This window comes from Streptomyces sp. WM6372 (genome assembly GCF_001279655.1).
Classification (GTDB): Bacteria; Actinomycetota; Actinomycetes; order Streptomycetales; family Streptomycetaceae; genus Streptomyces.
In genome coordinates this window covers 1-22,668 of the sequence record NZ_LGDB01000093.1, presented here as the reverse complement: position 1 = coordinate 22,668, position 22,668 = coordinate 1, and the positions used below count along the sequence as shown (strand labels likewise).

General features: G+C 72.1%; 20 protein-coding genes and 1 pseudogene. 15 read left to right on the top strand and 6 right to left on the bottom strand.

Annotated elements, in window-relative coordinates; translation table 11 throughout:
- Positions 1 to 40 precede the first annotated feature (40 nt).
- Genes ADK52_RS08720 through ADK52_RS08705 form a run of 4 tightly spaced genes read left to right on the top strand, consistent with a single transcriptional unit; the run spans position 41 to position 3,829 of the window.
- Entirely contained in the window at positions 41 to 1,102 is a 1,062-nt protein-coding gene (locus ADK52_RS08720; RefSeq protein ID WP_053689194.1) for a type III polyketide synthase, read from the top strand.
- Between the two features lie 16 nt (positions 1,103 to 1,118).
- Complete coding sequence (locus ADK52_RS08715; RefSeq protein WP_053689193.1) at positions 1,119 to 2,336, top strand: cytochrome P450; 1,218 nt, start codon at positions 1,119 to 1,121, stop codon at positions 2,334 to 2,336.
- Positions 2,333 to 2,869: a cupin domain-containing protein gene (locus ADK52_RS08710; protein ID WP_053689192.1), complete on the top strand. Its 537-nt coding sequence runs from the start codon at positions 2,333 to 2,335 to the stop codon at positions 2,867 to 2,869. The genes ADK52_RS08715 and ADK52_RS08710 overlap by 4 nt, the downstream gene beginning before the upstream one ends.
- Before the next feature lie 51 nt (positions 2,870 to 2,920).
- Positions 2,921 to 3,829: a hypothetical protein gene (locus ADK52_RS08705; RefSeq protein WP_053689191.1), complete on the top strand. Its 909-nt coding sequence runs from the start codon at positions 2,921 to 2,923 to the stop codon at positions 3,827 to 3,829.
- On the opposite strand, the gene ADK52_RS08700 is transcribed toward ADK52_RS08705, so the two are convergent.
- From ADK52_RS08700 to ADK52_RS08690, 3 genes are all read right to left on the bottom strand, one after another.
- The gene (locus ADK52_RS08700) at positions 3,818 to 5,335 is read right to left on the bottom strand and encodes an MFS transporter (protein WP_053689257.1); all 1,518 of its coding nucleotides are present in this window, start codon (positions 5,333 to 5,335) and stop codon (positions 3,818 to 3,820) included. The genes ADK52_RS08705 and ADK52_RS08700 overlap by 12 nt on opposite strands.
- Before the next feature lie 154 nt (positions 5,336 to 5,489).
- Positions 5,490 to 6,653, bottom strand: a complete 1,164-nt coding sequence (locus ADK52_RS39710) for an NUDIX hydrolase (RefSeq protein WP_078988144.1) — start codon at positions 6,651 to 6,653, stop codon at positions 5,490 to 5,492.
- A 77-nt stretch (positions 6,654 to 6,730) separates the two neighbouring features.
- Positions 6,731 to 7,354, bottom strand: a complete 624-nt coding sequence (locus ADK52_RS08690; RefSeq protein WP_053689190.1) for a LysE/ArgO family amino acid transporter — start codon at positions 7,352 to 7,354, stop codon at positions 6,731 to 6,733.
- Between the two features lie 69 nt (positions 7,355 to 7,423).
- Between ADK52_RS08690 and ADK52_RS08685 the strand changes: the two genes are divergently transcribed.
- The 8 genes from ADK52_RS08685 to ADK52_RS08650 all read left to right on the top strand — a co-directional run bounded on the left by ADK52_RS08685 (position 7,424) and on the right by ADK52_RS08650 (position 15,415).
- The gene (locus tag ADK52_RS08685; protein ID WP_078988142.1) at positions 7,424 to 8,416 is read left to right on the top strand and encodes a LysR family transcriptional regulator ArgP; all 993 of its coding nucleotides are present in this window, start codon (positions 7,424 to 7,426) and stop codon (positions 8,414 to 8,416) included.
- Positions 8,417 to 8,445: 29 nt separating this feature from the next.
- Positions 8,446 to 8,838 carry a TOBE domain-containing protein gene (locus ADK52_RS08680; protein ID WP_053689189.1) on the top strand — a complete coding sequence of 131 codons (393 nt, stop codon included), beginning with the start codon at positions 8,446 to 8,448 and terminating at the stop codon, positions 8,836 to 8,838.
- 66 nt (positions 8,839 to 8,904) lie between these two features.
- On the top strand, positions 8,905 to 9,987 hold the full coding sequence (gene corA / locus ADK52_RS08675; RefSeq protein ID WP_053689188.1) for a magnesium/cobalt transporter CorA: 1,083 nt from the start codon (positions 8,905 to 8,907) through the stop codon (positions 9,985 to 9,987).
- A gap of 183 nt (positions 9,988 to 10,170) precedes the next feature.
- Positions 10,171 to 10,953, top strand: a complete 783-nt coding sequence (locus tag ADK52_RS08670) for a chitosanase (protein WP_053689255.1) — start codon at positions 10,171 to 10,173, stop codon at positions 10,951 to 10,953.
- Between the two features lie 440 nt (positions 10,954 to 11,393).
- Positions 11,394 to 11,747 carry a DUF805 domain-containing protein gene (locus tag ADK52_RS08665; protein ID WP_053689187.1) on the top strand — a complete coding sequence of 118 codons (354 nt, stop codon included), beginning with the start codon at positions 11,394 to 11,396 and terminating at the stop codon, positions 11,745 to 11,747.
- 234 nt (positions 11,748 to 11,981) lie between these two features.
- A complete protein-coding gene (locus ADK52_RS08660; RefSeq protein WP_053689186.1) occupies positions 11,982 to 14,201 on the top strand; it encodes an NADP-dependent isocitrate dehydrogenase in 2,220 nt (739 codons plus the stop codon).
- Positions 14,202 to 14,327: 126 nt separating this feature from the next.
- Positions 14,328 to 14,876, top strand: coding sequence for a GNAT family N-acetyltransferase (locus ADK52_RS08655; protein ID WP_053689185.1), 549 nt, complete (start codon positions 14,328 to 14,330; stop codon positions 14,874 to 14,876).
- Between the two features lie 71 nt (positions 14,877 to 14,947).
- Entirely contained in the window at positions 14,948 to 15,415 is a 468-nt protein-coding gene (locus ADK52_RS08650; RefSeq protein WP_053689184.1) for a hypothetical protein, read from the top strand.
- A gap of 27 nt (positions 15,416 to 15,442) precedes the next feature.
- On the opposite strand, the gene ADK52_RS08645 is transcribed toward ADK52_RS08650, so the two are convergent.
- Positions 15,443 to 15,901: a hypothetical protein gene (locus ADK52_RS08645; protein WP_159045881.1), complete on the bottom strand. Its 459-nt coding sequence runs from the start codon at positions 15,899 to 15,901 to the stop codon at positions 15,443 to 15,445.
- A gap of 193 nt (positions 15,902 to 16,094) precedes the next feature.
- Between ADK52_RS08645 and ADK52_RS08640 the strand changes: the two genes are divergently transcribed.
- Positions 16,095 to 17,030 carry a cation diffusion facilitator family transporter gene (locus ADK52_RS08640; RefSeq protein ID WP_053689182.1) on the top strand — a complete coding sequence of 312 codons (936 nt, stop codon included), beginning with the start codon at positions 16,095 to 16,097 and terminating at the stop codon, positions 17,028 to 17,030.
- 12 nt (positions 17,031 to 17,042) lie between these two features.
- On the opposite strand, the gene ADK52_RS08635 is transcribed toward ADK52_RS08640, so the two are convergent.
- Positions 17,043 to 19,259, bottom strand: coding sequence for a terpene synthase family protein (locus ADK52_RS08635; protein ID WP_063783797.1), 2,217 nt, complete (start codon positions 19,257 to 19,259; stop codon positions 17,043 to 17,045).
- A 13-nt stretch (positions 19,260 to 19,272) separates the two neighbouring features.
- A complete protein-coding gene (locus ADK52_RS08630; RefSeq protein WP_053689181.1) occupies positions 19,273 to 20,685 on the bottom strand; it encodes a family 2B encapsulin nanocompartment shell protein in 1,413 nt (470 codons plus the stop codon).
- Between the two features lie 299 nt (positions 20,686 to 20,984).
- Here ADK52_RS08630 and ADK52_RS08625 point away from each other — a divergent pair, with 299 nt between their 5' ends.
- Entirely contained in the window at positions 20,985 to 22,322 is a 1,338-nt protein-coding gene (locus ADK52_RS08625) for a hypothetical protein (protein WP_053689180.1), read from the top strand.
- 117 nt (positions 22,323 to 22,439) lie between these two features.
- A pseudogene (locus ADK52_RS08620) lies at positions 22,440 to 22,668 on the top strand (hypothetical protein); the annotation flags it as partial.

Below are 22,668 nucleotides of genomic sequence, written 5' to 3'. Positions count from 1 at the left end.
GGTCGATGAGGCTGTGTCAGACACGAAAGGAGAGCCACCCATGGCGACTCTGTGCAGGCCAACGGTGTGCGTGCCCGAGCACGTGATCACGATGGAGCAGACCCTCGATCTGTGCCGGTCCGTGCACGCGGACCATCCGCAGCTCGACCTGGCGCTGCGCCTGATCCGCAACACCGGCGTCGCGAAGCGGCACATCGTGCGCCCCATCGAGGAGACCCTCAAGCACCCCGGTTTCGAATCGCGCAACGCCGTGTACGAGACCGAGGCCAAGGCGCGGGTCCCCGCGGTGGTGCGGCAGGCGCTGGAGGACGCGCAGCTGCGTGCCCAGGACATCGACATGATCATCTACGTGTCGTGCACGGGCTTCATGATGCCCTCGCTGACCGCGTGGATGATCAACGCGATGGGCTTCCGGACGGACACCAAACAGCTCCCCATCGCCCAGCTGGGCTGTGCGGCGGGCGGCGCGGCGGTCAACCGGGCCCACGACTTCTGCACCGCCTACCCCGAGGCGAACGCGCTGATCGTGTCCTGCGAGTTCTGCTCGCTCTGCTACCAGCCCAGCGACCTGGAGGTCGGCAACCTGCTCTCCAACGGCCTCTTCGGCGACGGAGTGGGCGCGGCCGTCGTCCGCGGCCGGGGCGGAACCGGCATGGAACTGCACCGCAACAGCTCGTACATCATCCCCCAGACGGAGGACTGGATCATGTACGACGTCAAGTCCACCGGGTTCCACTTCAAGCTCGACCGGCGGGTCCCGGGGACCATGGAACCGCTCGCGCCGTCCCTCAAGGACCTGGCCAAGCTCCATGGGTGGGACGCCGCAGCGCTGGATTTCTACATCATCCACGCAGGTGGGCCGCGCATCCTGGACGACCTCAGCAAGTACCTCGGTGTGGCACCCGAGGCATTCCGCTTCAGTCGGGCCACACTGACCGAGTACGGCAACATCGCCAGCGCCGTCGTCCTGGACGCACTGCGCCGACTGTTCGACGAGAACGGCACCGCTGACGCCGCGCGGGGCCTGCTGGCCGGTTTCGGCCCGGGCATCACCGCAGAGATCTCACTGGGCAGCTGGACCTCGGATCGAGGGACCGGGTGAGGGAGGAATCCGAAGAATGCTGAAGGACGGCCCCGCAACCGCAAGGCCACCCATCACGCACTGGCCCACCCCGGCACTGGACGGGGTCGACTTCGACCCCGTCCTCGCCGAGCTGATGCGGGCGGGTCCGATCACCCGGATCCGCATGCCCAACGGAAGCGGGTGGGCCTGGCTCGTCTGCCGGTACGACGACGTGCGCATGGTGGCCAACGATCCCCGGTTCAGCCGCAAGCTGGTCGCGGAACACGATGTCACCCGTTTGGCCCCGCATTTCATCCCCGCGCCGGGTGCGGTCGGGTTCGAGGACCCGCCCGACCACACCCGGCTGCGGCGCACCGTCGCCGCGGCCTTCACCACCCCCGGGGTGGAGCGCCTGCGCACCCGCGCGAAGGAGATGCTCGACGCCCTCGTCGACGGGATCCTGCGCGACGGCCCGCCCGCGGACCTGACCGAGCGCCTGCTGGCGCCCTTCCCGCTCGCCGTCGTGTGCGAGCTGATGGGCGTCCCGGAGGAAGACCGGCCCATGGTCCACGAATGGACCACGCTGATCCTCTCCTCGGCCCAGGGCGCCGAACGCAGCGAGCAGGCGAAGAACGACATGTGCGCCTACCTGGGCGGGCGCATGCGCACCGGGGAAGTGGCCGGCGGCGACAGCGTCATCGGGCTCCTCGTCAAGGCCGTCGAGGCCGGCGAGGTCACCGCGGAGGAGGCGACCGGCATCGCCCTGCTCATCCAGATCGGGGGCGAGGCCGTCACCAACAACGTGGGCAACATGGTCTACATCCTGCTCACCCGGCCGGACCTGATGGACCGGATGCGCAGCGAGCCCGGCCTGCGGCCCTCGGCCATCAACGAGCTGCTCCGCTACATCCCGCACCGCAACGCGGTCGGGCTCTCGCGGATCGCCCTGGAGGACGTCACCGTGGCGGGCCAGCTCATCCGGGCGGGCGAGGCGATCTACGTCTCGTACCTCGCGGCCAACCGCGACCCGGAGGTCTTCCCCGACCCTGAGGAGCTGCACCTGGAGCGCAGCCCCAACCCGCACGTCTCCTTCGGGTACGGACCGCACTTCTGTCCCGGGAACATGCTGGCCCGCCTCGAATCCGAGCTGATGGTGGACGCCCTGCTCGACCGCTTCCCCGACGTGCGCTTCGGCGTCCCCGTCGGCGAGCTGCGCTGGCGGCCCGGGGCCCTCATCCGCGGGCCCGAAGGTCTGCCCGTGACCTGGTCATGACCGCGCACATCGCCCGCGACGGGCTGCTCGTGCCACCGGGTCACGGCCGCACGCTGCACACCGAGGCCCAGCAGGTCACGTTCAAGGTCACCGGGGAGCACTCCGCGGTGGCCTCCAGCTTCGAGGTCGTCGTACCGCCCGGGTTCGACGTCGGGGCGCACCTGCACACCCGGAGCGAGGAGCTGTTCTACGTCCTGGAGGGTGAACTCGACGTCATGGCCTTCGAGCCGCGCGTCCGTTCCGGGGACGACTGGCGACACTGGGAGTCGCTCGACGGACGCCAGGTCGTCCGTGCCACGCCCGGAACCGTCATCGTGGTTCCGCCCGGTTGTCCGCACGCCTTCGCCAACCCCACCGGCGAACCGGCCCGGATGTTCTTCCAGGCCTCCCCGCCGCCCGACCACGAGCGGTACTTCGAGGAGCTCCTCGAACTGCTCGACACGAGCGCCACCCCGGACCCTGCCGCGGTCCACGCACTCCGGAAGCGCTACGACATCGAACAGCTCACGCCGCTGCGCCACGAGCTGTCCTGACCACCACCGCGACACCCTTCACCCACACGCACACCATTCTCGGGAGACTTCATGCTGCGCACGCGCCGCAAACTTCGCACCGCCACGTACGTCCTGGCGACGGTGATCGCCGCCAGTGCCTCGATCGCCGCGGCCCCGGCACAGGCCGCCCACTCCCTGCCGTCCTACTGGTGCTACCTCAACGGTGTCGAGGTGAGGTCCGGTCTGACGGTGGTCAGAGGCACGGCGGGCGCCGACACGATCCTGTGCGAGAACGACGTCGAGAACGTCATCATCGACGGCGGCGGCGGCAACGACAACATCCGCGTCAAGGGCATGCTGATCGACTCCCAGGTGCTCGGCGGCGAGGGCGACGACACGCTCCAGGTCAACAACCTCGCCCCGAAGAACGGCAACGCGTCGGTGCGCGGCGGCCTCGGCAACGACACCATCATCACCGCGCTCGTCGTGGGGACGGCCGACCACGGGGCCAGCGTCTACGGCGACCACGGCGACGACAAGATCACCACGGGCAGCGTCATGGGCCAGCCGGGCGAGTACGAGCGCGGCGGCGGCCAGGTCTTCGGCAACGACGGCAGCGACCTGATCCGCACCGGCAACGTCGACCTCGGCGGCCGGGTCCTCGGCGGCAGCGAGAACGACGTCATCGAGCCCAAGTCGGTGGGCGCGGAATCCGCGGGCATCGTCCAGGGCGGTCCCGGCAACGACACGGTCCGGGGCCTGAACGACACCGTTCTGACCATCGGACCGGGCTACGGCCAGGTCGACGGCGGGATCGGGACCAACTCCTGCCGGGTGAAGCACTTCTCGACGGGCGACCGGGTCCGCAGCACGCTGTCCAACTGCCCGTCCAGCGAAGCGGGCCCGGCGACCCCGTCGGCCCCCGCCTCGCCGGCCGCTCCCGCGGCCCCCGCCAAGCCGGCGGCCCCCGCGTCCCCGGCCGGCCACTCACCGCGCTGACGGGCGGCGGCCTCCGGGCGCGCCGTGCGTGCGCTCCATGGACAGGCCGCCGGGAAGCAGGAACAGGGTCAGCACCGCGCCGGCGGCGAAGAGCACCGCCGATGCCGTGAAGACCGTGTGGTAACCCTCCAGGGCAGCCCGCGCCAGCAGTTCCGGCGTGGGCTGCCGGCCCGCCAGGGAGCGGGAGACGGCTCCCGCGCCCAGGGCGCTCATGAGCGCCGTGCCGACGGAGCCGCCGGTCTGCCGCATGGCGTTGACCGTCGCGGAGCCGACCCCCGCGTCCCGCGGGTCGATGCCGGCCGTGCCGAGGTTCATGGCGGCCGCCGTGATCAGGCCCATGCCCAACCCCGTGGCCACCTGGCCCGGCAGCACGTCGAGGACGTACGGGCCGGTCGCCGTCACGTTCGCCAGCCAGGCCATGCCGCACGCCGACAGCACCATGCCGGCCACGATGCGCGGGCGCCCGCCGATCCTGCCCAGCAGCCCCGTGTTGCTGCCGATCGCGCCGATCATGGTGCAGCCCGACATCGGCATGAAGGCCAGGCCGGTCTGGGCCGGGCTGTATCCGCGGGCGTGCTGAAAGTAGTACGTGAGGAACAGGAACACCCCGAACATGCCGACCCCGGTGATGAACACGGACATCAGCGCCGTGCCCCGGACCCGGTCGAGCACGATCCGCAACGGCAGCAGCGGGTGGGCGCTCCGGCGCTGCCACCAGACGAACGCGGCGAGCAGGACGGCGCCGGCGGCGAGGCAGCCCAGGACCTGCAGCGGCTGCCAGCCGTGGGGGCCGGACTTGGCGAGGCCGTAGACCAGGCAGAACAGGCCGGACGACGCCAGTACCGTACCCGGCAGGTCCAGCCGGGGAGGGGTGGTCGGCGCGGAACGCTGGAGCAGCAGCACACCGCCGATGACGGCGAAGGTGGCGAAGAGCAGGTTCACGTACATGGTCGAGCGCCAGCTGAGGTGCTCGGTGAGGAATCCGCCCAGCAGCAGCCCCACGGCGCCCCCGGACGCGGCGAGCGCCCCGAACACGCCGAAGGCCTTGGCGCGTTCCGCGGGGGCGGAGAACGTGGTGGTCAGCAGCGAGAGCGCCGCCGGAGCCAGCAGCGCCGCGAACACGCCCTGGAGGGCGCGGGCCGTGACGAGGACGCCGAAGCCGGCCGCGGCGCCGCCGAGCGCCGAGGCAGCGGCGAAGCCGATCTGGCCGATGAGGAAGGCCCGCCGCCGCCCGAACAGGTCGGCCAGCCTCCCGCCGAGCAGGAGCAGACTGCCGAAGGTGATCGCGTACGCGGTCACCACCCACTGCCGCTGGTCGTCGGAGAACCCGAGGTCGGCCTGGGCGGAGGGCAGGGCGATGTTCACGATGGTGGCGTCGAGGACGACCATGAGCTGGGCGAGTCCGATGATGGCGAGGATCCACCACCGGCGCGGATCGGGCGGGGCCGCGGTGTCGGGGGCGGCGGACGTGGTGCTGGTACCGGGACGGGTCGGCTCTGCGGACATGGTGTGGCTCCCCATGGGTTCCGCGCGTTCTCGCTGGCGAGAGGGCGTACGCGTGTGCGTGGACTGTCTGCTTCGACGATGCGTGAGACGGCCCCGTCGCCCGCGCGCCACGCCACGACGCCGTCCGGATGGACCAGTGCGGCGTGCGTTTCCCCTACCGTTTCCCCTTCTTCTTGCGCGGGGCGTCGGCCGGGCGGCCGGCGTGGAGTTCCAGCGGGCCCGTGCCCGCACCGCGGGCGCGCAGGCAGGCCTCGATCTGGCGGCGCAGGGAGGGTTTGACCAGGCCGCGCAGCTCCCCGGCGGGCACGGTCCGCCAGCGCAGCAGCTCGAAGGGGGCGAGCCGGATCCGGGCGAGGGCGGCGGCGTCCAGTACGCCGCCGTCGTAGAGGAACCGGATGCGGGCGGGATAGCCGGGCTTGTGGGCCCAGTTGACACCGAGCAGCCGGCCCGGTGCGAGGTCGAGTCCGAGTTCCTCCCGCACCTCCCGGCGGGCGGCGGCGCGCGGGGTCTCGCCCAGGTCGCTGTCGATCCCGCCGCCCGGCAGGTTCCAGCGCCCGGACTTTCCGTACGCGGGCTCCACCAGCAGGATCCGGCCCGCGGAGTCGGTGAACAGCACGCTGGCCGCGGTGATCGCCTTGGGACGGGACGCCCGGTGGCTCGCGGCGTCGAAGGATCCCTCGTGTTCCAGGGCCGTACGCCGCTCCGGGTCCAGACCGGCCGGGGACCCGGGCTGCGGCACGCCGTCGACGAGGTGCGCGAGAGAGCCGGCGTACAGGGCGGCCAGAGCGGCGCGCAGCCGGGGCGCGAGCCGGGCGGGCAGCACCGCGTACGCCTCCTCCGGCGTGAGCCAGCGGGCCGCGGAGCTCTCGCCGTGCGGGAGGGAGAGCGCGCCGGCCCGCTTCGGCGACAGCGGCCCGACCAGGTGGACGTGGGCGATGAGGGAGCGGCCGAGGGAGCCGGGGCGCCGCGCGTCCACGGCGAGCAGCCGGCCGACCGGTACGGACAGGCCCAGTTCCGTCTCCAGCTGCCGGGTCAGCGCCTCCTCCGGGGTTTCGGTGTCCTCGACGGTGCCGCCCGGAAGTTCGGCCTCCGCCCGGTGCGCGGGCGCCAGTACGAGGACCCGTCCGGCGGAGTCCAGCACGATCGCGGTGGCGGCGACGAGCGGGGACGGCCGGGCGGCGTAGTACAGGCGCACCTCGTCGGGCGACGGGGCGCCGGAGGGCCCGTCGGGCTGCCGGCCGTACTGCGGGGCGGGCAGGCGGTCGGACGGGCGCTCGGACGGGCGGTCGGACGGGCGGTCGGACGGGCGGTCGGGCAACGCGGACTCCCAGGGTCTGGTCGTGCCACCGTACGGGGCGGATCCGCACCCCGCCCGGGCCCGCCGCGCTCGCCGGGTCAGGCCCGGGCCAGGAGCATCCCGCCCATCGTGACCATGGTCGCCGCGACGAGCCCGTCCAGCACCCGCCAGGCCGAGGGGCGCGCCAGCAGGCCGCTCAGCAGCCGGGCGCCGTAGCCGAGGGTGCCGAACCAGATCAGGCTGGCCAGCCCGGCCCCGATGCCGAAGGCCCACCGCAGGTCACCGCGGTCGGCGGCGAGGGACCCGAGCAGCAGGACGGTGTCCAAGTAGACGTGCGGGTTGAGCCAGGTCATGGCCAGACAGGTCAGCACGGCCCGGCGGCGGGACCCGGCGGTGGCCCCCTCGGTGCCCAGGGCCGCGCCGGGGGTGGGCCGCAGCACCCGGCGGGCGGCGAGGAATCCGTAAGCGATCAGGAAGGTGCCGCCGGCGATGGCGACCGCGGTCAGCGCGGCCGGCCAGGCGGTGACGAAAGCGCCGACCCCGGCGACGCCGAGGGCGATGAGGAGCGCGTCGGAGACGGCGCAGATCGCGACCACGGCGAGGACGGCGTGCCGGCGCACCCCCTGCCGCAGGACGAAGGCGTTCTGCGCGCCGATGGCGACGATGAGGGAGAGTCCGGTGCCGAAGCCGGCGAGCGCCGCCGCGATGATGCCGTGTGTCATGTCGTCGACCGTAGGCAGCGGCGTGGTTTCAGTACAGCTAAAGATTTTTACGTACCCTTAGCGCTCGTGATGGACGAGCTACCCCTGGATCAGGTACGGACCCTGCTCGCCGTGGTCGACGAGGGCACCTTCGACGCGGCGGCCGCGGCCCTGCACGTGACCCCGTCCGCCGTGAGCCAGCGGGTCAAGGCGCTGGAGCAGCGGACCGGGCGGGTGCTGCTGATGCGCACGAAGCCGGTACGGGCGACCGAGTCCGGGCAGGTGGTGGTCCGGTTCGCCCGGCAGCTGGCCCGGCTGGAACGGGACGCGCGCGCCGAGCTCGGCATGGCGCAGGGGTCGGGCGGCCCGGTGCGGCTGCCGATCGCCGTCAACGCGGACTCCCTCGCCACCTGGTTCCTGCCGGCGCTCACGCGGGTGCCGCAGGATCCGCCGGTCTTCTTCGAACTGCACCGGGAGGACGAGGGGCATACGACGGCCCTGCTGCGGGAGGGCCAGGTGATGGCGGCGGTCACCTCCTCGCCGGACCCGGTGGCGGGCTGCACCGTACGCGGGCTGGGGCTGGCGCGGTACCTGCCGGTGGCGAGCCCCGGGTTCGCGGCCCGGTACCTGGCCGGGGGCCTCGAACAGGGGCTTCGGGAGGCCCCGGTGATCGTCTTCGACCGGCGCGACGAGCTCCAGGACGTGTTCGTACGGTCGCTGACCGGCGATCAGGAAGCCGGGGCGGGGCCGCTGCGCCACCACGTACCGACCTCGGAGGGATTCCGCGACGCGGTGGCCGCCGGGCTGGGCTGGGGACTGGTGCCGGAGCCCCATTCGGAGCCGCTGCTGCGCGCGGGCAGGCTGGAGCTGCTGGTGCCGCGGCGGCCGTTGGACGTGCCGCTGTACTGGCAGCAGTGGAAACTCGACTCCCCGGCGCTGTCGACGGTGGCGGAGGTGGTCGCGGCCGCGGCGGCCGGGGCCCTCCGCCAGGACGGGACGCTCCGTCAGGACGGGAGCCCCCGCCCGGACGGAACCCGGCACCCGGACGGAACCAGGCATCCGGCGGGCCGGGGTCGGGTCTGATCCCCGCGAACACCCCCTAAGCTGCGGGTATGGAGTCCTACACGATCGGCCAGGCCGCCCGGCTGCTCGGCGTGAGCGTCGACACGGCCCGGCGCTGGGCCGACGCCGAGCGGTTCCCCACCCGCCGCGAGGGCACGCGGCGGATGGTGGACGGGCCGGACCTGGCCGCGTTCTGCGTACAGGCCGCCCAGGAGGCCGCCGAGGGCGAGGACGTCCCCTACACCTCGGCGCGCAACGCCTTCCCCGGCATCGTCACCGCCGTGAAGCTCGGCACGGTCGACGCCCAGGTCGAGATCCAGGCCGGCCCGCACCGCATCGTGTCGCTCCTGACCCGGGAGGCCGTGGAGGAGCTCGGCCTGGAGGTCGGCGCGCGGGCCGTGGCCCGGGTGAAGTCGACGAGCGTGTTCATCGACAGGGTCTGACGGGGCCGGTAGGGAGGCGGTGGCAGACTGGCCGCTGATCCGCCGAAGGGAAGTACCCCGTTGTCCATGTTCAGCAACCTGCGCCGGGCCGTGCGTCGCGGCTACCGGCGGGCCGTCGACCTCAGCCACCCGTCCCGTTCCCCGCTCGGCAGCGCGGTGGTCAACTGCGTCGTCTACGTCGACGGCGCGCGGCAGGACGGCTGCGCCGAGGTGGAGGAGGCGCTGCGGCGGGTCCGCAAGACGGGCGACGGGTTCGTCTGGATCGGCCTCCACGAACCGACGAGGGAGGAGCTCGCCGGGCTCGCCGAGCTGTTCGGCCTGCACCCGCTCGCCGTCGAGGACGCGGTGACCGCGCACCAGCGCCCCAAGGTGGAGCGGTTCGACGACACGCTCTTCTCCGTCTTCAAGACCGTGCGCTACGTGGAGCACGAGGAGCTCACCGCGACGAGCGAGGTCGTGGAGACCGGCGAGCTGATGGCCTTCACCGGCGACGACTTCGTCATCACCATCCGGCACGGCGGCCACGGCACGCTGGGCCCCGTCCGCGAGAGCCTGGAAGCGGCGCCGGACCAACTGGCCAAGGGGCCGGCCTCGGTTCTGCACGCCATCGCCGACCACGTCGTCGACGACTACGTGGCCGTCACGGACGCGGTGCAGAACGACATCGACGCCGTCGAGACCGCGGTGTTCAGCGAGTACGGCGGCCGGGGCGACGCGGGCCGGATCTACCAGCTCAAGCGCGAACTGCTGGAGCTGCGCCGGGCGGTGGCCCCGCTGAGCCGCCCGCTCCAGCACCTGGCCACGCAGCCGATACCGGTGATCCCGGCGGAGGTCCGCGCGTACTTCCGGGACGTCTCCGACCACCTGACCCGGGCCACCGACCAGATCAACGCCTACGACGCGCTGCTCGATTCCATCCTCCAGGCACACCTCGCGCAGGTGACCGTCGCGCAGAACGAGGACATGCGCAAGATCACGGCGTGGGCGGCCATCGTCGCCGTGCCCACCATGGTCTGCGGGGTCTACGGCATGAACTTCGACAACATGCCCGAGCTGCACTGGACGTACGGCTACCCGATCGTGGTCGCCGTGATGGCCCTCGCCTGCTTCGTCATCCACCGCGGCTTCCGCCGCAACGGCTGGCTCTGACCCAGGGCGGTCCCACAACGCACATGGCGTGCACGGGTATTGAGCTGTCCCGACCTCTGGTAGTAAAGTTTCCTAACGAAGTCGCTCAAGCCTCAACTTCCCCATGGAGGACTTGTGTTCGCCCCCCACCGCAAGAAAATCGCCATCAGCGCCCTCCTCGGCGGCGCGCTCCTCGCCGTACCGGTGACCGCCCACGCGACGGCGGCGCCCGCGTCCGCGCCCGCATCCGCGTCCCCCGCCGCGGCATCGGCGAAGGCCGTCGGCCTCGACGACCCGGCGAAGAAGGACATCGCCATGCAGATCGTCTCCAGCGCGGAGAACTCCTCGCTGGACTGGAAGGCGCAGTACAAGTACATCGAGGACATAGACGACGGCCGCGGTTACACGGCCGGGATCATCGGCTTCTGTTCCGGCACCGGCGACATGCTCGACCTCGTCGAGTACTACACCGACGTCAAGCCGGGCAACGTGCTGGCCAAGTACCTCCCGGCCCTGCGGAAGGTCGACGGCACGGACTCGCACAGCGGACTCGACCCGAACTTCACCAAGGACTGGGCGAAGGCGGCGCAGGACACCGAGTTCAAGAAGGCCCAGGACCACGAGCGCGACCGGGTCTACTTCAACCCCGCCGTCAATCAGGGCAAGTCCGACGGGGTCGGCGCGCTCGGCCAGTTCATGTACTACGACGCCATCGTCATGCACGGCGACGGCGGCGACTCCACCAGCTTCCGCAACATCCGCAAGCGGGCCCTGTCCAAGGCCAAGCCCCCGGCCCAGGGCGGGAACGAGACCACCTGGCTGAACGCCTTCCTCGACGCCCGGGTCTGGGCGATGAAGCAGGAGGAGGCGCACAGCGACACGAGCCGTGTCGACACCGCGCAGCGGGTCTTCCTCAAGAAGGGCAACCTGAACCTCAACACCCCGCTCGACTGGAAGGTCTACGGGGACTCGTTCCACATCGGCTGAACGGCCGGTGGGTTCGCAGTGAGTTCAGAGTGAATTCAGGGTGAGTTCACGGCGTCCCGCGCGGCCCCGGGGTCCGGCGCGGGACGCCGTTCGCGTACGTGACAGCGGCTGACAGGGTCGCGGAGCCGTAACGATGTGGGGCCGGATGGGCGCGCTCCGCCGGGGGTGGGGGAGTACGGGGGTTGCCGCCGGGCAGCTCACGAGGCCCTCGCGCATCACGAATCGGTCCCTAACGCCCCTGTTTCGTCACCCCGTGTGACACCGCAAGACCAGTGGGTTCCAAGTGGCCCTCGGGGCCGGTGATTTTGGTCCGCGAACTCGTGAAAAGCGGTGATTCCGGCGTGTTGTGAACTGGCTTGACCGCCACATAAGCGGGGCATAAGTTCTGCCTCGGCTTGCTCCAGCAGGACGGGCCGACGAACCGTCCTCAGGGGGGACTCATGAACTACTACACCGACGTCCTGAAGAAGTACACCGTCTTCTCCGGCCGCGCCCGCCGCCAGGAGTACTGGATGTTCTTCCTGTTCAACATGGCCGCCGCGATCATCCTCGCCGTCGTCGACGGTGCGCTCGGCACGTACCCGCTGCTCTACGGCATCTACGCCCTCGCGGTCCTCCTCCCGAGCCTCGCGGTCGCCATCCGCCGCCTGCACGACACCGGCAAGTCCGGCTGGTGGCTGTTCATCGGCCTCGTTCCGCTGATCGGCGGCATCTGGCTCATCGTCCTCATGGCGACCGAGGGTCAGGCGCAGCCGAACGAGTACGGCCCGAACCCGAAGGCCGTCCACGCCTGAGCAGGCCGGCACGCCTGATCGCCTGATCGCCTGAGCGCCGCCCCCTGGCTGGAAACAGCCGCCGGGCGGCGCTCTCGCCGTTTCCGCGGCCCGGCGGGGCCCCGGCCGGCCGAGGGTGACGCGCGTCTCCCCGGGACTCGGGCAGGGGGCTGTCCGGACCGGTCCGATCACGAGATATCTTGATGTCGAGCAATGTTGCAGACGAGAGACGCAGACTGTGGAGCGGAGCATCCGGTGACTGACTCGACCATCATCTACACGCACACTGACGAGGCCCCGGCCCTCGCGACGTATTCCTTCCTGCCTGTGATCCAGGCCTACGCGTCGACGGCCGGTGTGAATGTCGAGACCCGTGACATCTCCCTGGCCGGTCGGATCATCGCCAGCTTCCCCGAGCACCTGGAGGAGGGCCAGCGCATCGCCGACGCCCTCGCCGAGCTCGGCGAGCTGGCGAAGACGCCGGAAGCGAACATCATCAAGCTGCCCAACATCTCGGCCTCGATCCCGCAGCTGAAGGCCGCGGTCGCCGAGCTCCAGGGCCAGGGTTACGCGCTCCCGGACTACCCGGACGACCCGAAGACCGACGAGGAGCGCGAGATCCGCGCCCGCTACGACAAGGTCAAGGGCAGCGCCGTCAACCCGGTCCTGCGCGAGGGCAACTCCGACCGCCGCGCCCCCGCCTCGGTCAAGAACTACGCCAAGGCCCACCCGCACCGCATGGGCGCCTGGACCTCCGAGTCGAAGACGAACGTCGCCACCATGGGCGCCGAGGACTTCCGCTCCACCGAGAAGTCCGCGGTCGTCACCGAGGCCGGCACGCTCCGCATCGAGCACGTCGCCGCCGACGGCACCGCCACCGTCCTGCGCGAGTCCGTACCGGTCCTGCCCGGCGAGGTCGTGGACGCGTCCGTCCTGCACGTCGACGCGCTGCGCACCTTCCTGAACGACCAGATCGAGCGCGCCAAGGCCGAGGACGTCCTGTTCTCCGTGCACCTCAAGGCCACCATGATGAAGGTCTCCGACCCGATCATCTTCGGCCACGTGGTCCGCGCCTTCTTCCCGAAGACCTTCGCCCGCTACGGCGAGACCCTGGCCGCCGCCGGCCTGTCCCCGAACGACGGCCTCGGCACCATCCTGAACGGCCTGGGCGCGCTGCCCGACGCCGACGCGATCAAGGCCTCCTTCGACGCCGAGATCGCCGAGGGCCCGGCCCTCGCGATGGTCGACTCGGACAAGGGCATCACCAACCTGCACGTCCCGTCCGACGTCATCGTCGACGCCTCCATGCCGGCCATGATCCGCACTTCCGGCCACATGTGGGGCCCGGACGGCAACGAGGCCGACACCCTGGCCGTCCTGCCGGACAGCAGCTACGCGGGCGTCTACCAGGTCGTCATCGACGACTGCCGCGCGCACGGCGCCTTCGACCCGTCCACGATGGGCTCGGTGCCGAACGTCGGCCTCATGGCCCAGAAGGCCGAGGAGTACGGCAGCCACGACAAGACCTTCGAGATCGCCGCCGCGGGCACCGTCCGCGTCGTCGACTCCGAGGGCAAGGTCGTCCTGGAGCAGCAGGTCGCCAAGGGCGACATCTTCCGCGCCTGCCAGACCAAGGACGCGCCGATCCAGGACTGGGTCAAGCTCGCCGTCACCCGCGCCCGCGCCACCGGCGTCCCGGCCGTCTTCTGGCTCGACGAGGGCCGCGCGCACGACGCGCAGCTGATCGCCAAGGTCAAGACGTACCTCGCCGAGCACGACACCGAGGGCCTGACCATCGAGATCCTCTCCCCGGTCGAGGCCACCAAGTACTCCCTGGAGCGCATCCGCCGCGGCGAGGACACCATCTCGGTGACCGGCAACGTGCTGCGCGACTACCTGACCGACCTCTTCCCGATCCTGGAGCTGGGCACCAGCGCCAAGATGCTGTCGGTCGTCCCGCTCATGAACGGCGGCGGCCTCTTCGAGACCGGCGCCGGCGGCTCCGCCCCGAAGCACGTCCAGCAGCTGGTCAAGGAGAACTACCTGCGCTGGGACTCCCTCGGTGAGTTCCTCGCGCTGGCCGTCTCCTTCGAGCACCTCGCGACCACCACCGGCAACGCCCGCGCCCAGGTGCTGGCCGACACCCTGGACCGCGCGACCGGCACCTTCCTCAACGAGGACAAGTCGCCGAGCCGCAAGCTGGGCGGCATCGACAACCGCGGCAGCCACTTCTACCTCGCCCTGTACTGGGCGCAGGAGCTGGCCAAGCAGACCGACGACGCCGAGCTGGCCACCGCGTTCGAGGCGCTCGCCAAGACGCTGGGCGAGCAGGAGCAGACCATCGTCGGCGAGCTCATCGCCGTCCAGGGCTCCCCGGCCGACATCGGCGGGTACTACCAGCCCGACGCCGCGAAGGCCTCGGCGGTCATGCGGCCGTCCGCGACCTTCAACCAGGCGATCGCGACCCTCGCCTGAGGTCCGGTCGTCCTGATCGATTCCGCCCCGGTCGGCAGCAGCCGACCGGGGCGGACCCGTACCCGCCGCCTCCACGCGCCGGAAACCCGGTTGCGGGGCGCCCCCGGCGACGGCTAGGAAGCTCCCGTGATCCAGGGAACCCTCGCCGGGCTGCGCGCCCGGCACGCCGATGACGTAGCCGTGCTCCACGCCGGGCTGTACGAGGACGTGGCGACGCGGTCGCGCGCCGAAGCCGGGCCGTGGCGTCCGATAACCCCGAGCACCGGCCACTCCCCGTACGAGCCCTCCGCCCCGTCCGAGACCGCGTCGTTCTTCTCGGTGGTCGAGGCCGGATCCGGGTCGCTGGCGGGCGACGCAGCGCTGTGGGGCATCGACACCCACAACCGGAGCGGCCACCTGGGGATCTCCCTGCTGCCCGGCTCCCGCGGCCGCGGCCTGGGCGCGGAGGTCGTGCAGCTGCTGTGCCACTACGGGTTCACCGTGCGCGGGCTGCACCGGCTCCAGGTGGAGACCCTCGCCGACAACGCCGCCATGATCAGCGCCGCGACCCGTGCGGGCTTCACCCTGGAGGGCACCCTCCGGCGCTCCGCCTGGGTGGCGGGCGCCTTCGTCGACGAGGTGATCCTCGGGCTGCCGGTGGAGGAGTGGAAGCGGGGGGCCGAACCGCGCCGGTGACGCCGGCGGTGCCCTGGCGCCCCTGTGGCGGGTGCGTTAGCGTGCCGCCGGGGATCTGAGGGGGAGTTCGGGTGGCACGTCGCAAGAACACGTTCCTCGCCCGGGTGGCCGCCGTGCTCGCCGCCGTCGCGGCCAGGGCGATCCGCGCGCGCCCCCGGCCGGGCGAGGTCTGGCTGGCCATGGTGCCGCTGCGCGAGGACCCCGGGCAGCAGCTGCGGCACTACTGCGTGGTGCTGGAGACCGGCTCGGGCACGGCCCGGGTCGCCCAGATCACCAGCAAGGACAAGGACGGCCGGCGCGACCACATCCGGATCCCGAACCACGGCTGGGACGAGTACTCGGGCCGCTCCCACTGGGTGGAGATCGGCCGCGAGCCCCGCGTGGTGCCCTACCGCGGGTTCCTCAAGTCCCGCCCGCAGGGCCGCTGCCCGGACGCCGTCTGGTCCGAGCTCCAGGCCCGCCGCCCGGCGGCCGTCCCCGCTGCCCCGGCCTCGGGGACGCCCCTGCTGAAGCGGATCCTGCGCACGTACCGGGGCTGACGGGACCGCTCGCGCGCCGGTCCCCGGTCAGAGCCTGTGGACGCGTTCCGACTCGAAGGACAACGGGGAACGGCCCGCGGCCAGGATGCGCAGCCCCGGGGCCGCCGTGAGCAGGCGCCGCAGCCAGGCCAGCGCCTCCGGCGCGAGGTGCTCGGTGCCGTCCAGGACGAGGAGCATGTCCCGCTCGGCGAGCCACGAGACGGGGTCCGTCGTCCCGTACGGCAGGAACGGCATGCCCGGTACGCAGCCCAGCGCGGCCGTCAGCTCGCGCACGCCGAAGGGCCGGCCCATCGTGACGACGGCCGCGCCGTCGCAGAAGTTGGACGCCAGCCGCGCGGCGATCTCCCGCACCAGCCGGCTCCGCGGCTCCCGGAACCGCCCCGTGACCGTGAGCACCCGCCCCCGCCGGACGGCGGTCAGCAGCCGCGACAGCTCGTCGGATGTCGCCGGCAGCGTGCCGGCCCGGCCCGGATCCCTCATCGGCACGATGCCCCCCATTGCATGCGTGTCCCATGCGCGACCAAGGGTTCTTTCGGGCCGCGTAGCGATGATTATGCGCCAGTTCTGCCGGAAGGCCAGGGGAATGTCTGATTCCGAATAAGTTGTACACGCGACGTGCTTTTGTCCATTCGCCCAGGTGGGGGAGCGCGGCGGGCGGGAGCGGCCGCCCTGTGCTCGGATGGCGATCATGGGCCATGATCACGGAGCTCCCTCGGCGGCGGCCGGGACCGTCAGCGGGACGTTCCGCGCCCGCCTGCTCTGGACCATCGCCATCAGCGCCTCGATCACCCTGATCCAGGTCGTCGGCTCCCTGCTCTCCGGCAGCCTCGCCCTCCTCGCCGACGCCGCGCACAGCCTCACCGACGCCGTCGGGGTCTCCCTCGCGCTCGGCGCGGTCACCCTCGCCCAGCGCGCCCCGACCCCCCGCCGCACCTTCGGCTTCTACCGGGTCGAGATCTTCTCGGCCGTCCTGAACGCCCTGCTCCTCCTCGGCATCTTCGTCTGGGTCCTCTACACGGCCATCCGCCGCTTCAGCGAACCCGTCGAGGTCAAGGGCGGGCTGATGTTCGGCGTCGCCGTGCTGGGCCTGGCCGCCAACGGCGTCGGCCTGTGGCTGCTGCGCGACGCCAAGGAGCACAGCCTCAACCTGCGCGGCGTCTACCTGGAGGTGCTCGGCGACGCCCTCGGCTCCGTCGCCGTCATCATCGGCGGCCTGGTCATCATGCTCACCGGATGGGAGGCCGCCGACCCCATCGCCTCCCTCGTCATCGGCCTGCTCATCGTCCCGCGCGCGCTCGGACTGCTGCGCGAGGCCGCCCACGTCCTGCTGGAGGCCACCCCGCAGGACATGGACCTGGCCGACGTACGGCGCCACCTCCTGGAGGAGCCCGGCGTACTGGCCGTGCACGACCTGCACGCCTGGACCGTCACCTCCGGCATGCCCGTGCTCACCGCGCACGTCGTGGTCGCCGCCGAGACCCTGCGCGGAGAGGACCACGGGAAGCTGCTCGCCCGGCTCCAGGCCTGCGTGGGCGACCACTTCGACGTGGCCCACTCCACCCTCCAGCTGGAACCGGAGGGGCACACCGAGGACGCACGGGCCCTGCACGCGTGACCGCGGGCGCCGTCACGTCCACCCGGCCCGGTGCGGAGCCCGGGGCAGCGCGCCGGGCACGGCGGCCACCACCGCCTCCGTCCGCCGCGCGTGGTGCCGTTCCAGGTCCTCCTCCCGGTAGCGCCGGGTCCGCGCGTGCCAGGTGGCGATCCCGGCCATCCACTGCTTGAGCTCGTCCGCGTACCGGTCCATCGCCGCCCGCGCCGCCGCGTCCAGCCCGAAGTCCCGGTACATCGCGGGGAACTCGTGTCCCAGCACGTGCTCGAACTGCTTCATCCGCGAGGTCATCAGGTCGTTCACGACCCCGAGCGCCGTCGGGTAGTCGCAGCCGAAGAAGGTCTCCGTGACGACCAGCATGTTGAGCAGCTCGCCCTCGTACTCCACCTCCTTCTGGTACGAGTACACGTCGTTCATCATCCCCGAGTAGTCGAAGGCGGCCGCCTCCAGCGACTGCAGCGCCGCGCTTCCGTACACGGCCTCCGGTACGACGTCCATGTGCGCCATCCGGGCCAGCGAGGCCGTCATGGGGGAGCCGAAGGTCACCCGGCGCATCTCCAGGTAGTCCACCGGGTCGGGCACCCGGTGGGCCGCCTGGTTCTCCACCTCCCACAGCCAGCCGTCGAGCACCGAGTCCATCGCCGCCCGGAACATGCGCCGCCCGGCCGGGGCCATCGGGGTGATGGTGCGCAGCCAGACGTCGGCGAGCCCCCGTTCCACCGCGTTCACCGGGGCGGGGGTGGGCGCCTCGGGCTCCGGCGGCATGAGCGCGCGCAGCCGGGCGTCCTGGGCCCTGGCCCCGGCCAGGTCGCGGGTGGCGCCGAAGCGGAGCGGATAGAGGTCGTCCGCGTACGTGCCCCAGCTCAGCCAGGCCGCGCTGACGTCCAGGTCCTCGGCCGACGCCCCCGGGTCGATGCCCGCCGAGCACAGCGCGAAGTCGAAGTCGACGGCCTTCTCCTCCCACCACAGACCCTCGTCGAACATCCCCATCGCACGGTTCCACTCCACCAGCCGCCCGCGGGCGCCCTCCAGGTGCGGGTTGAGCCGCGTCGCATACGGCAGGTGGAAGTCCGGGATCACCGACGGGCCCACCGGGCGCGGGGAGCGGGTGTGCCGCCGGCGCCGGTCCGCGCCGCCGGTGATCCCCAGCAGCGCCTTGAGGCCGGAGGCCGCGCTGCCCAGCCCCGGGGGTCCGGAGGGCAGCCCGGCCCGCCGGTTCATGTAGCGGCTGGAGCGCAGGTGCCACTCGTGGCCGCCGGACTGCCAGTCCTGGAGTCCGCGCGCGTACGTGAGCACGGCGAGGACCTGCTCCGGGGTCAGCCCGGTCCGTACGAACATGGGGGGCAGTTCGGCGAAGAAGGTGTGCTCGAACTGCTGGAGCCGCGAGGTCAGCAGCCGGTTCAGCTGGTCGGCCGCCTCCTGGGTGGTGCACCCGAAGAACGTCTCCAGCACCAGCACCCCGTTGCTGAGTTCGCCCTCCCGGCCGACCTCGCGCTCGTACGAGAACAGGTCGTTGCGGAAGTGCACCGAGTCCGCGAAACAGTCGCGCAGCACGCGCAGCGGCCGCTCCCCGGAGACGGCGGCCGGCACCTCGGCGCCCACCGCGTGCTCGATGAGCCCCGCCGACCAGGGCGCTCCGCCGACCTTGCGGCGCTGTTCCACGTACTCGACCGGATTCGCGACCCGGCCGATGCTGATGTTGTCGAGCTCCCACAGGGACTCCACGAGGAGATTGCGGGTGCTGAGCGAGAAACGGGCGATCCAGTCCGGCGAATGCCCGGGGACGGTACGGGCCCACAGGTCGGCGAGCCCCGCCTCCACCGGGTTGCCGGGCTCGGGACGGCCCGCCTCCACCCCGCGCGCGGGCGCGGCTTCGGGCATGAACAGGGCCAGGCGGTCCAGCGCGGTGCGCCCGCCCTCCCGGTCGCCGCGCCGCTTGAAGAACTCCAGGAACCAGTCGTCGAAGAAGAACACCCACACGTACCAGTCGGTGACCAGCGAGAGCATCGGGGCATCGCATTCGGGATGGGTGTAGGCGCACAGCAGCGCGTAGTCGTGGGCTTCCAGGTCGGCCTGGTCCCAGACACCGGAGCCCTCCAGCATGCCCATGCCGCGGGCCCAGTCGAGGGCGTGGGCACGGGCGCGGGCCAGGTGGGGGTTGAGGCGGGCGGGGTGCGGGACGTAGAACTCGGGCAGTTCGAAGGGCTGCGCGCTCCCTGTGCTGCTGCTCATCCGGCGGCCGCCCTCAGTCCTCGAAGCGCGAGATCTCTACGTTCTCCAGCACCCCGACGGCGTCGGGAACCAGGATCGCCGCCGAGTAGTAGGCGGTGACCAGGTAGGAGACGATCGCCTGCTCGTTGATGCTCATGAAGCGGACGGACAGCCCCGGCTGGTACTCGTCCGGCAGGCCCAGCTGGTGCAGTCCGATGACCCCCTCGTTGTCCTCGCCGGTGCGCATGACCAGGATCGAGCTGGTCCGCTCCTTCGTGATCGGGATCTTGTTGCAGGGCAGCAGCGGCACCCCCCGCCAGGCGGGCATCATGTGCCCCTGGAACTCCACGGAGGCCGGGTACAGGCCGCGCCGGCTGCACTCGCGGCCGAACGCGGCGATCGTGCGCGGGTGCGCGAGGAAGTACTGGGAGCCGCGCCGCCGGCTGAGCAGGTCGTCCATGTCGTCGGGGGTGGGCGGGCCGGTGCGGGCGTAGAGCCGCTGCTCGTACTCGGCGTTGTGCAGCAGCCCGAACTCCGGGTGGTTGACGAGCTCGCTCTCCTGGCGCTCCCGGAGGGCCTCGATGGTCAGGCGCAGCTGCTGCTCCGACTGGTTCATCGGCTGGTTGTAGAGGTCGGCCACGCGGGTGTGGACGCGCAGCACGGTCTGGGCGACGCTCAGCTCGTACTCGCGGGGGCTCAGGTCGTAGTCGACGTACGTGCCGGGCAGCATGACCTCCCCGGTGTGGCCGGCCGACAGGTCCACGGCCTCGCTGCCCTTGCGGCCGACCCGCTCCGCCTCCAGGTAGGCCTCGGCATGCCGGCGCAGGGCGGGGGAGCGGGTCAGCGCCTCGTCCCAGTTGCCGCGGTTGTACGTCATGGTCACCACGTCGGTCTGGGCCCGGGCGGTGAACTCCCAGCGGGCGTCCGGCAGCGGGTGGTGGCCGAAGTGGTCGCCGTCGCTGAGGACGCCGAGGCTCGCCTCCTCCCCGTACGCGCTCTCTCCGAGCCGCTCGATGCGGCCGTGGGCGATCAGGTAGATCTTGTCGACGGGCTCGCCGCGGCGGACGATCACGTCCCCCTTGCGGAACTCCTCCTTGACGAACCGGTCCGCGATCGACTTGACGACGGCGTCGTCGGGGAAGTGCCGCAGCATGCCGAGCTCGCGCAGCATGGGCGGGATGACCCGCAGTTCGGATCCCGTCTTGACGAAGCTGATGCGCCCGTCGCCGAGGGTGTAGCTGACCGTGCGGTTGACCCGGTACGTGCCGCCGCTGGTCTGGACCCACGGCAGGATCTTCAGCAGCCAGCGGGAGCTGATGCCCTGCATCTGCGGGGCGGACTTGGTGGTGGTGGCCAGGTTCCGCGCCGCGTCGGTACTGAGGCTCTGGCGGGCGGAGCGGGTCTGCGGTGCGGCGGCGCTGGTTTCGGTCGTCGGGTCGACAGACATGACGGAACGTCCTCTCGGTCGGTCTTCCTGGGTCGGCCGGTCTTCCTGGCTCCGGATGCGGCGTCGGTGACGGTCGCGTTCGTCGTGTGGGGGGTCGATCGGAAGGAGTGGCCCCGCTTGTGCGTGATCCGCCGTGCTCCCGCACGCCACGGACACCCGGTGTGACCGGGGGCCACCGTGTGCACACGTCTTAGTTAGGGGCAGGGCGGCCCCACCGGGTACACGGGCCCCTGCCCCACCCTGTTGAATCTCCGACCGTGTTGAAACGCGGGACACACGTACGAGTTGGGCGGTTCTGGATGGCGAAGCGTGACCCCAACGGACGACTCCGCACCCTCCTCACCGAAGCCCGCTGGAGCGGGCAGGACTTCGCACGGGCCGTCAACGGCGTCGCAGCCGAGGCCGGCCTCACCCTGAGCTACGACCGGACCTCCGTCTCCCACTGGCTCGCGGGCACCAAGCCGCCCGCGCACGTCGTCGCCCTCGCCGCCGAGGCCCTGAGCCGGCGCACCCGGCGCCGGATCGACGCCGCCGACACCGGGCTCGCCCGGCCGTCGGCGGCGCCGCGGGGGCGGGAACGCTCCGCGGGCGGTACCGCGCCCGTCCCCGCGTTGGGCGCGCAACCACCGGACTGCGGCGCGGACTTCGGCGTCGGAGCGTTCGGCGAGATCCCCGTGTACTCCTCGGCCTGGCGCCCGCCGCAGGGGCAGCACGCCGCTCCGGAGGCGAAGGGCGCGCGCACCGGGATACGGATAGGCCAGGACCACGTACGGGCCGCCGAGGCGGTGCTCCCGGTCTTCCGCAACGCCGACATGATGTTCGGCAGCGGCCTCGCCCGGCCCGCCCTGACCGCGTACCTCGCCACCACCGTCGCCCCCTGGCTGCGCGCCGACGCGCCGCCCTCCGTACGCCACCGGCTGCTGGGCGCCACCTCCCGGCTGGCCTACACCGCCGGGTTCCTTTGCTTCGACAGCAACCAGCACGGGGTGGCCCAGGCCTACTACCGGGCGGCGCTGCGGCTGGGCCGGGAAGCGGGCGATCCGCAGTGCCACGCGCCCGTGCTGCGGGCGATGAGCGTGCAGGCCCACCACCTCGGTCACCGCACCCAGGCGCTGGAGCTCGCCCAGGCGGCCGCGCGGGAGGTGGGCCGGCTGCCGACGCTCCAAGCGGCCTTCGTCACGGGTCAGTTGGCGGTGGCAGAGGCCGGCTGCGGGGACCGGCGGGCCGCGATCTCCCATCTGGCGGGCGCACGGCGGCTGTTGGAGCGCTCGCAGGGGCAGAGCGCGCCGATCGGCGACTACCACCAGGCCGCGCTGTGCCACCAGGAGGCGGAGGCGCTGGCCGCCCTGGGTGACGGCCGGGGCGCCATCGCCGCGCTCGGCGCCTCGCTCCGCCACCGGCCGGAGGCGGAGCGCCGGGCGCGGGCCGTCACGGCGGCCCGGCTCGCCGAACTCCACCTGGGTCAAGGGCATCTGGAGCGGGCCTGCGCCGCCTGGCACGAGGTACTGGACGCCGTACCGCAACTGGAATCGGCCCGGGTGACCGACGCGCTGCGCCGGATGCGGGGCCGGTTGCGGGCGGTCCGCGCCAGCGGGGTCGTACGGCCGCTGCTGGAGCGGGTGGCGGCGGGAACGTAGCGGGACGCGGGACCTCCCGTCGTACATCCGTTCAGAGCTTCAACCGCGCGGGATTTTCAACAGGGCCGTCGCCGGCACGGCTACCGGGACGCCCGGCCCGCAACGCACTGTCGTGCCATGCAGAAGCATCCGCCCGCTGCCTGCCCCGCCCATCCGCCCCACCCGCCGGACCCGTCCGACCTGTCCCGCGCTCCCGACCCGTCCGTCCCGCCGGCCCCTCCCGTCCCGTCCCGGGCGGCGCTGCTGGCCCGGCTGCGCGGGGGTCCGGGCGGACCCGGCACCAGCACCCTGCGCATCAGGCCCGCCCTTCCGGCCCCGGCCCCGGCGGCCGTACCCGCCCCGAGCC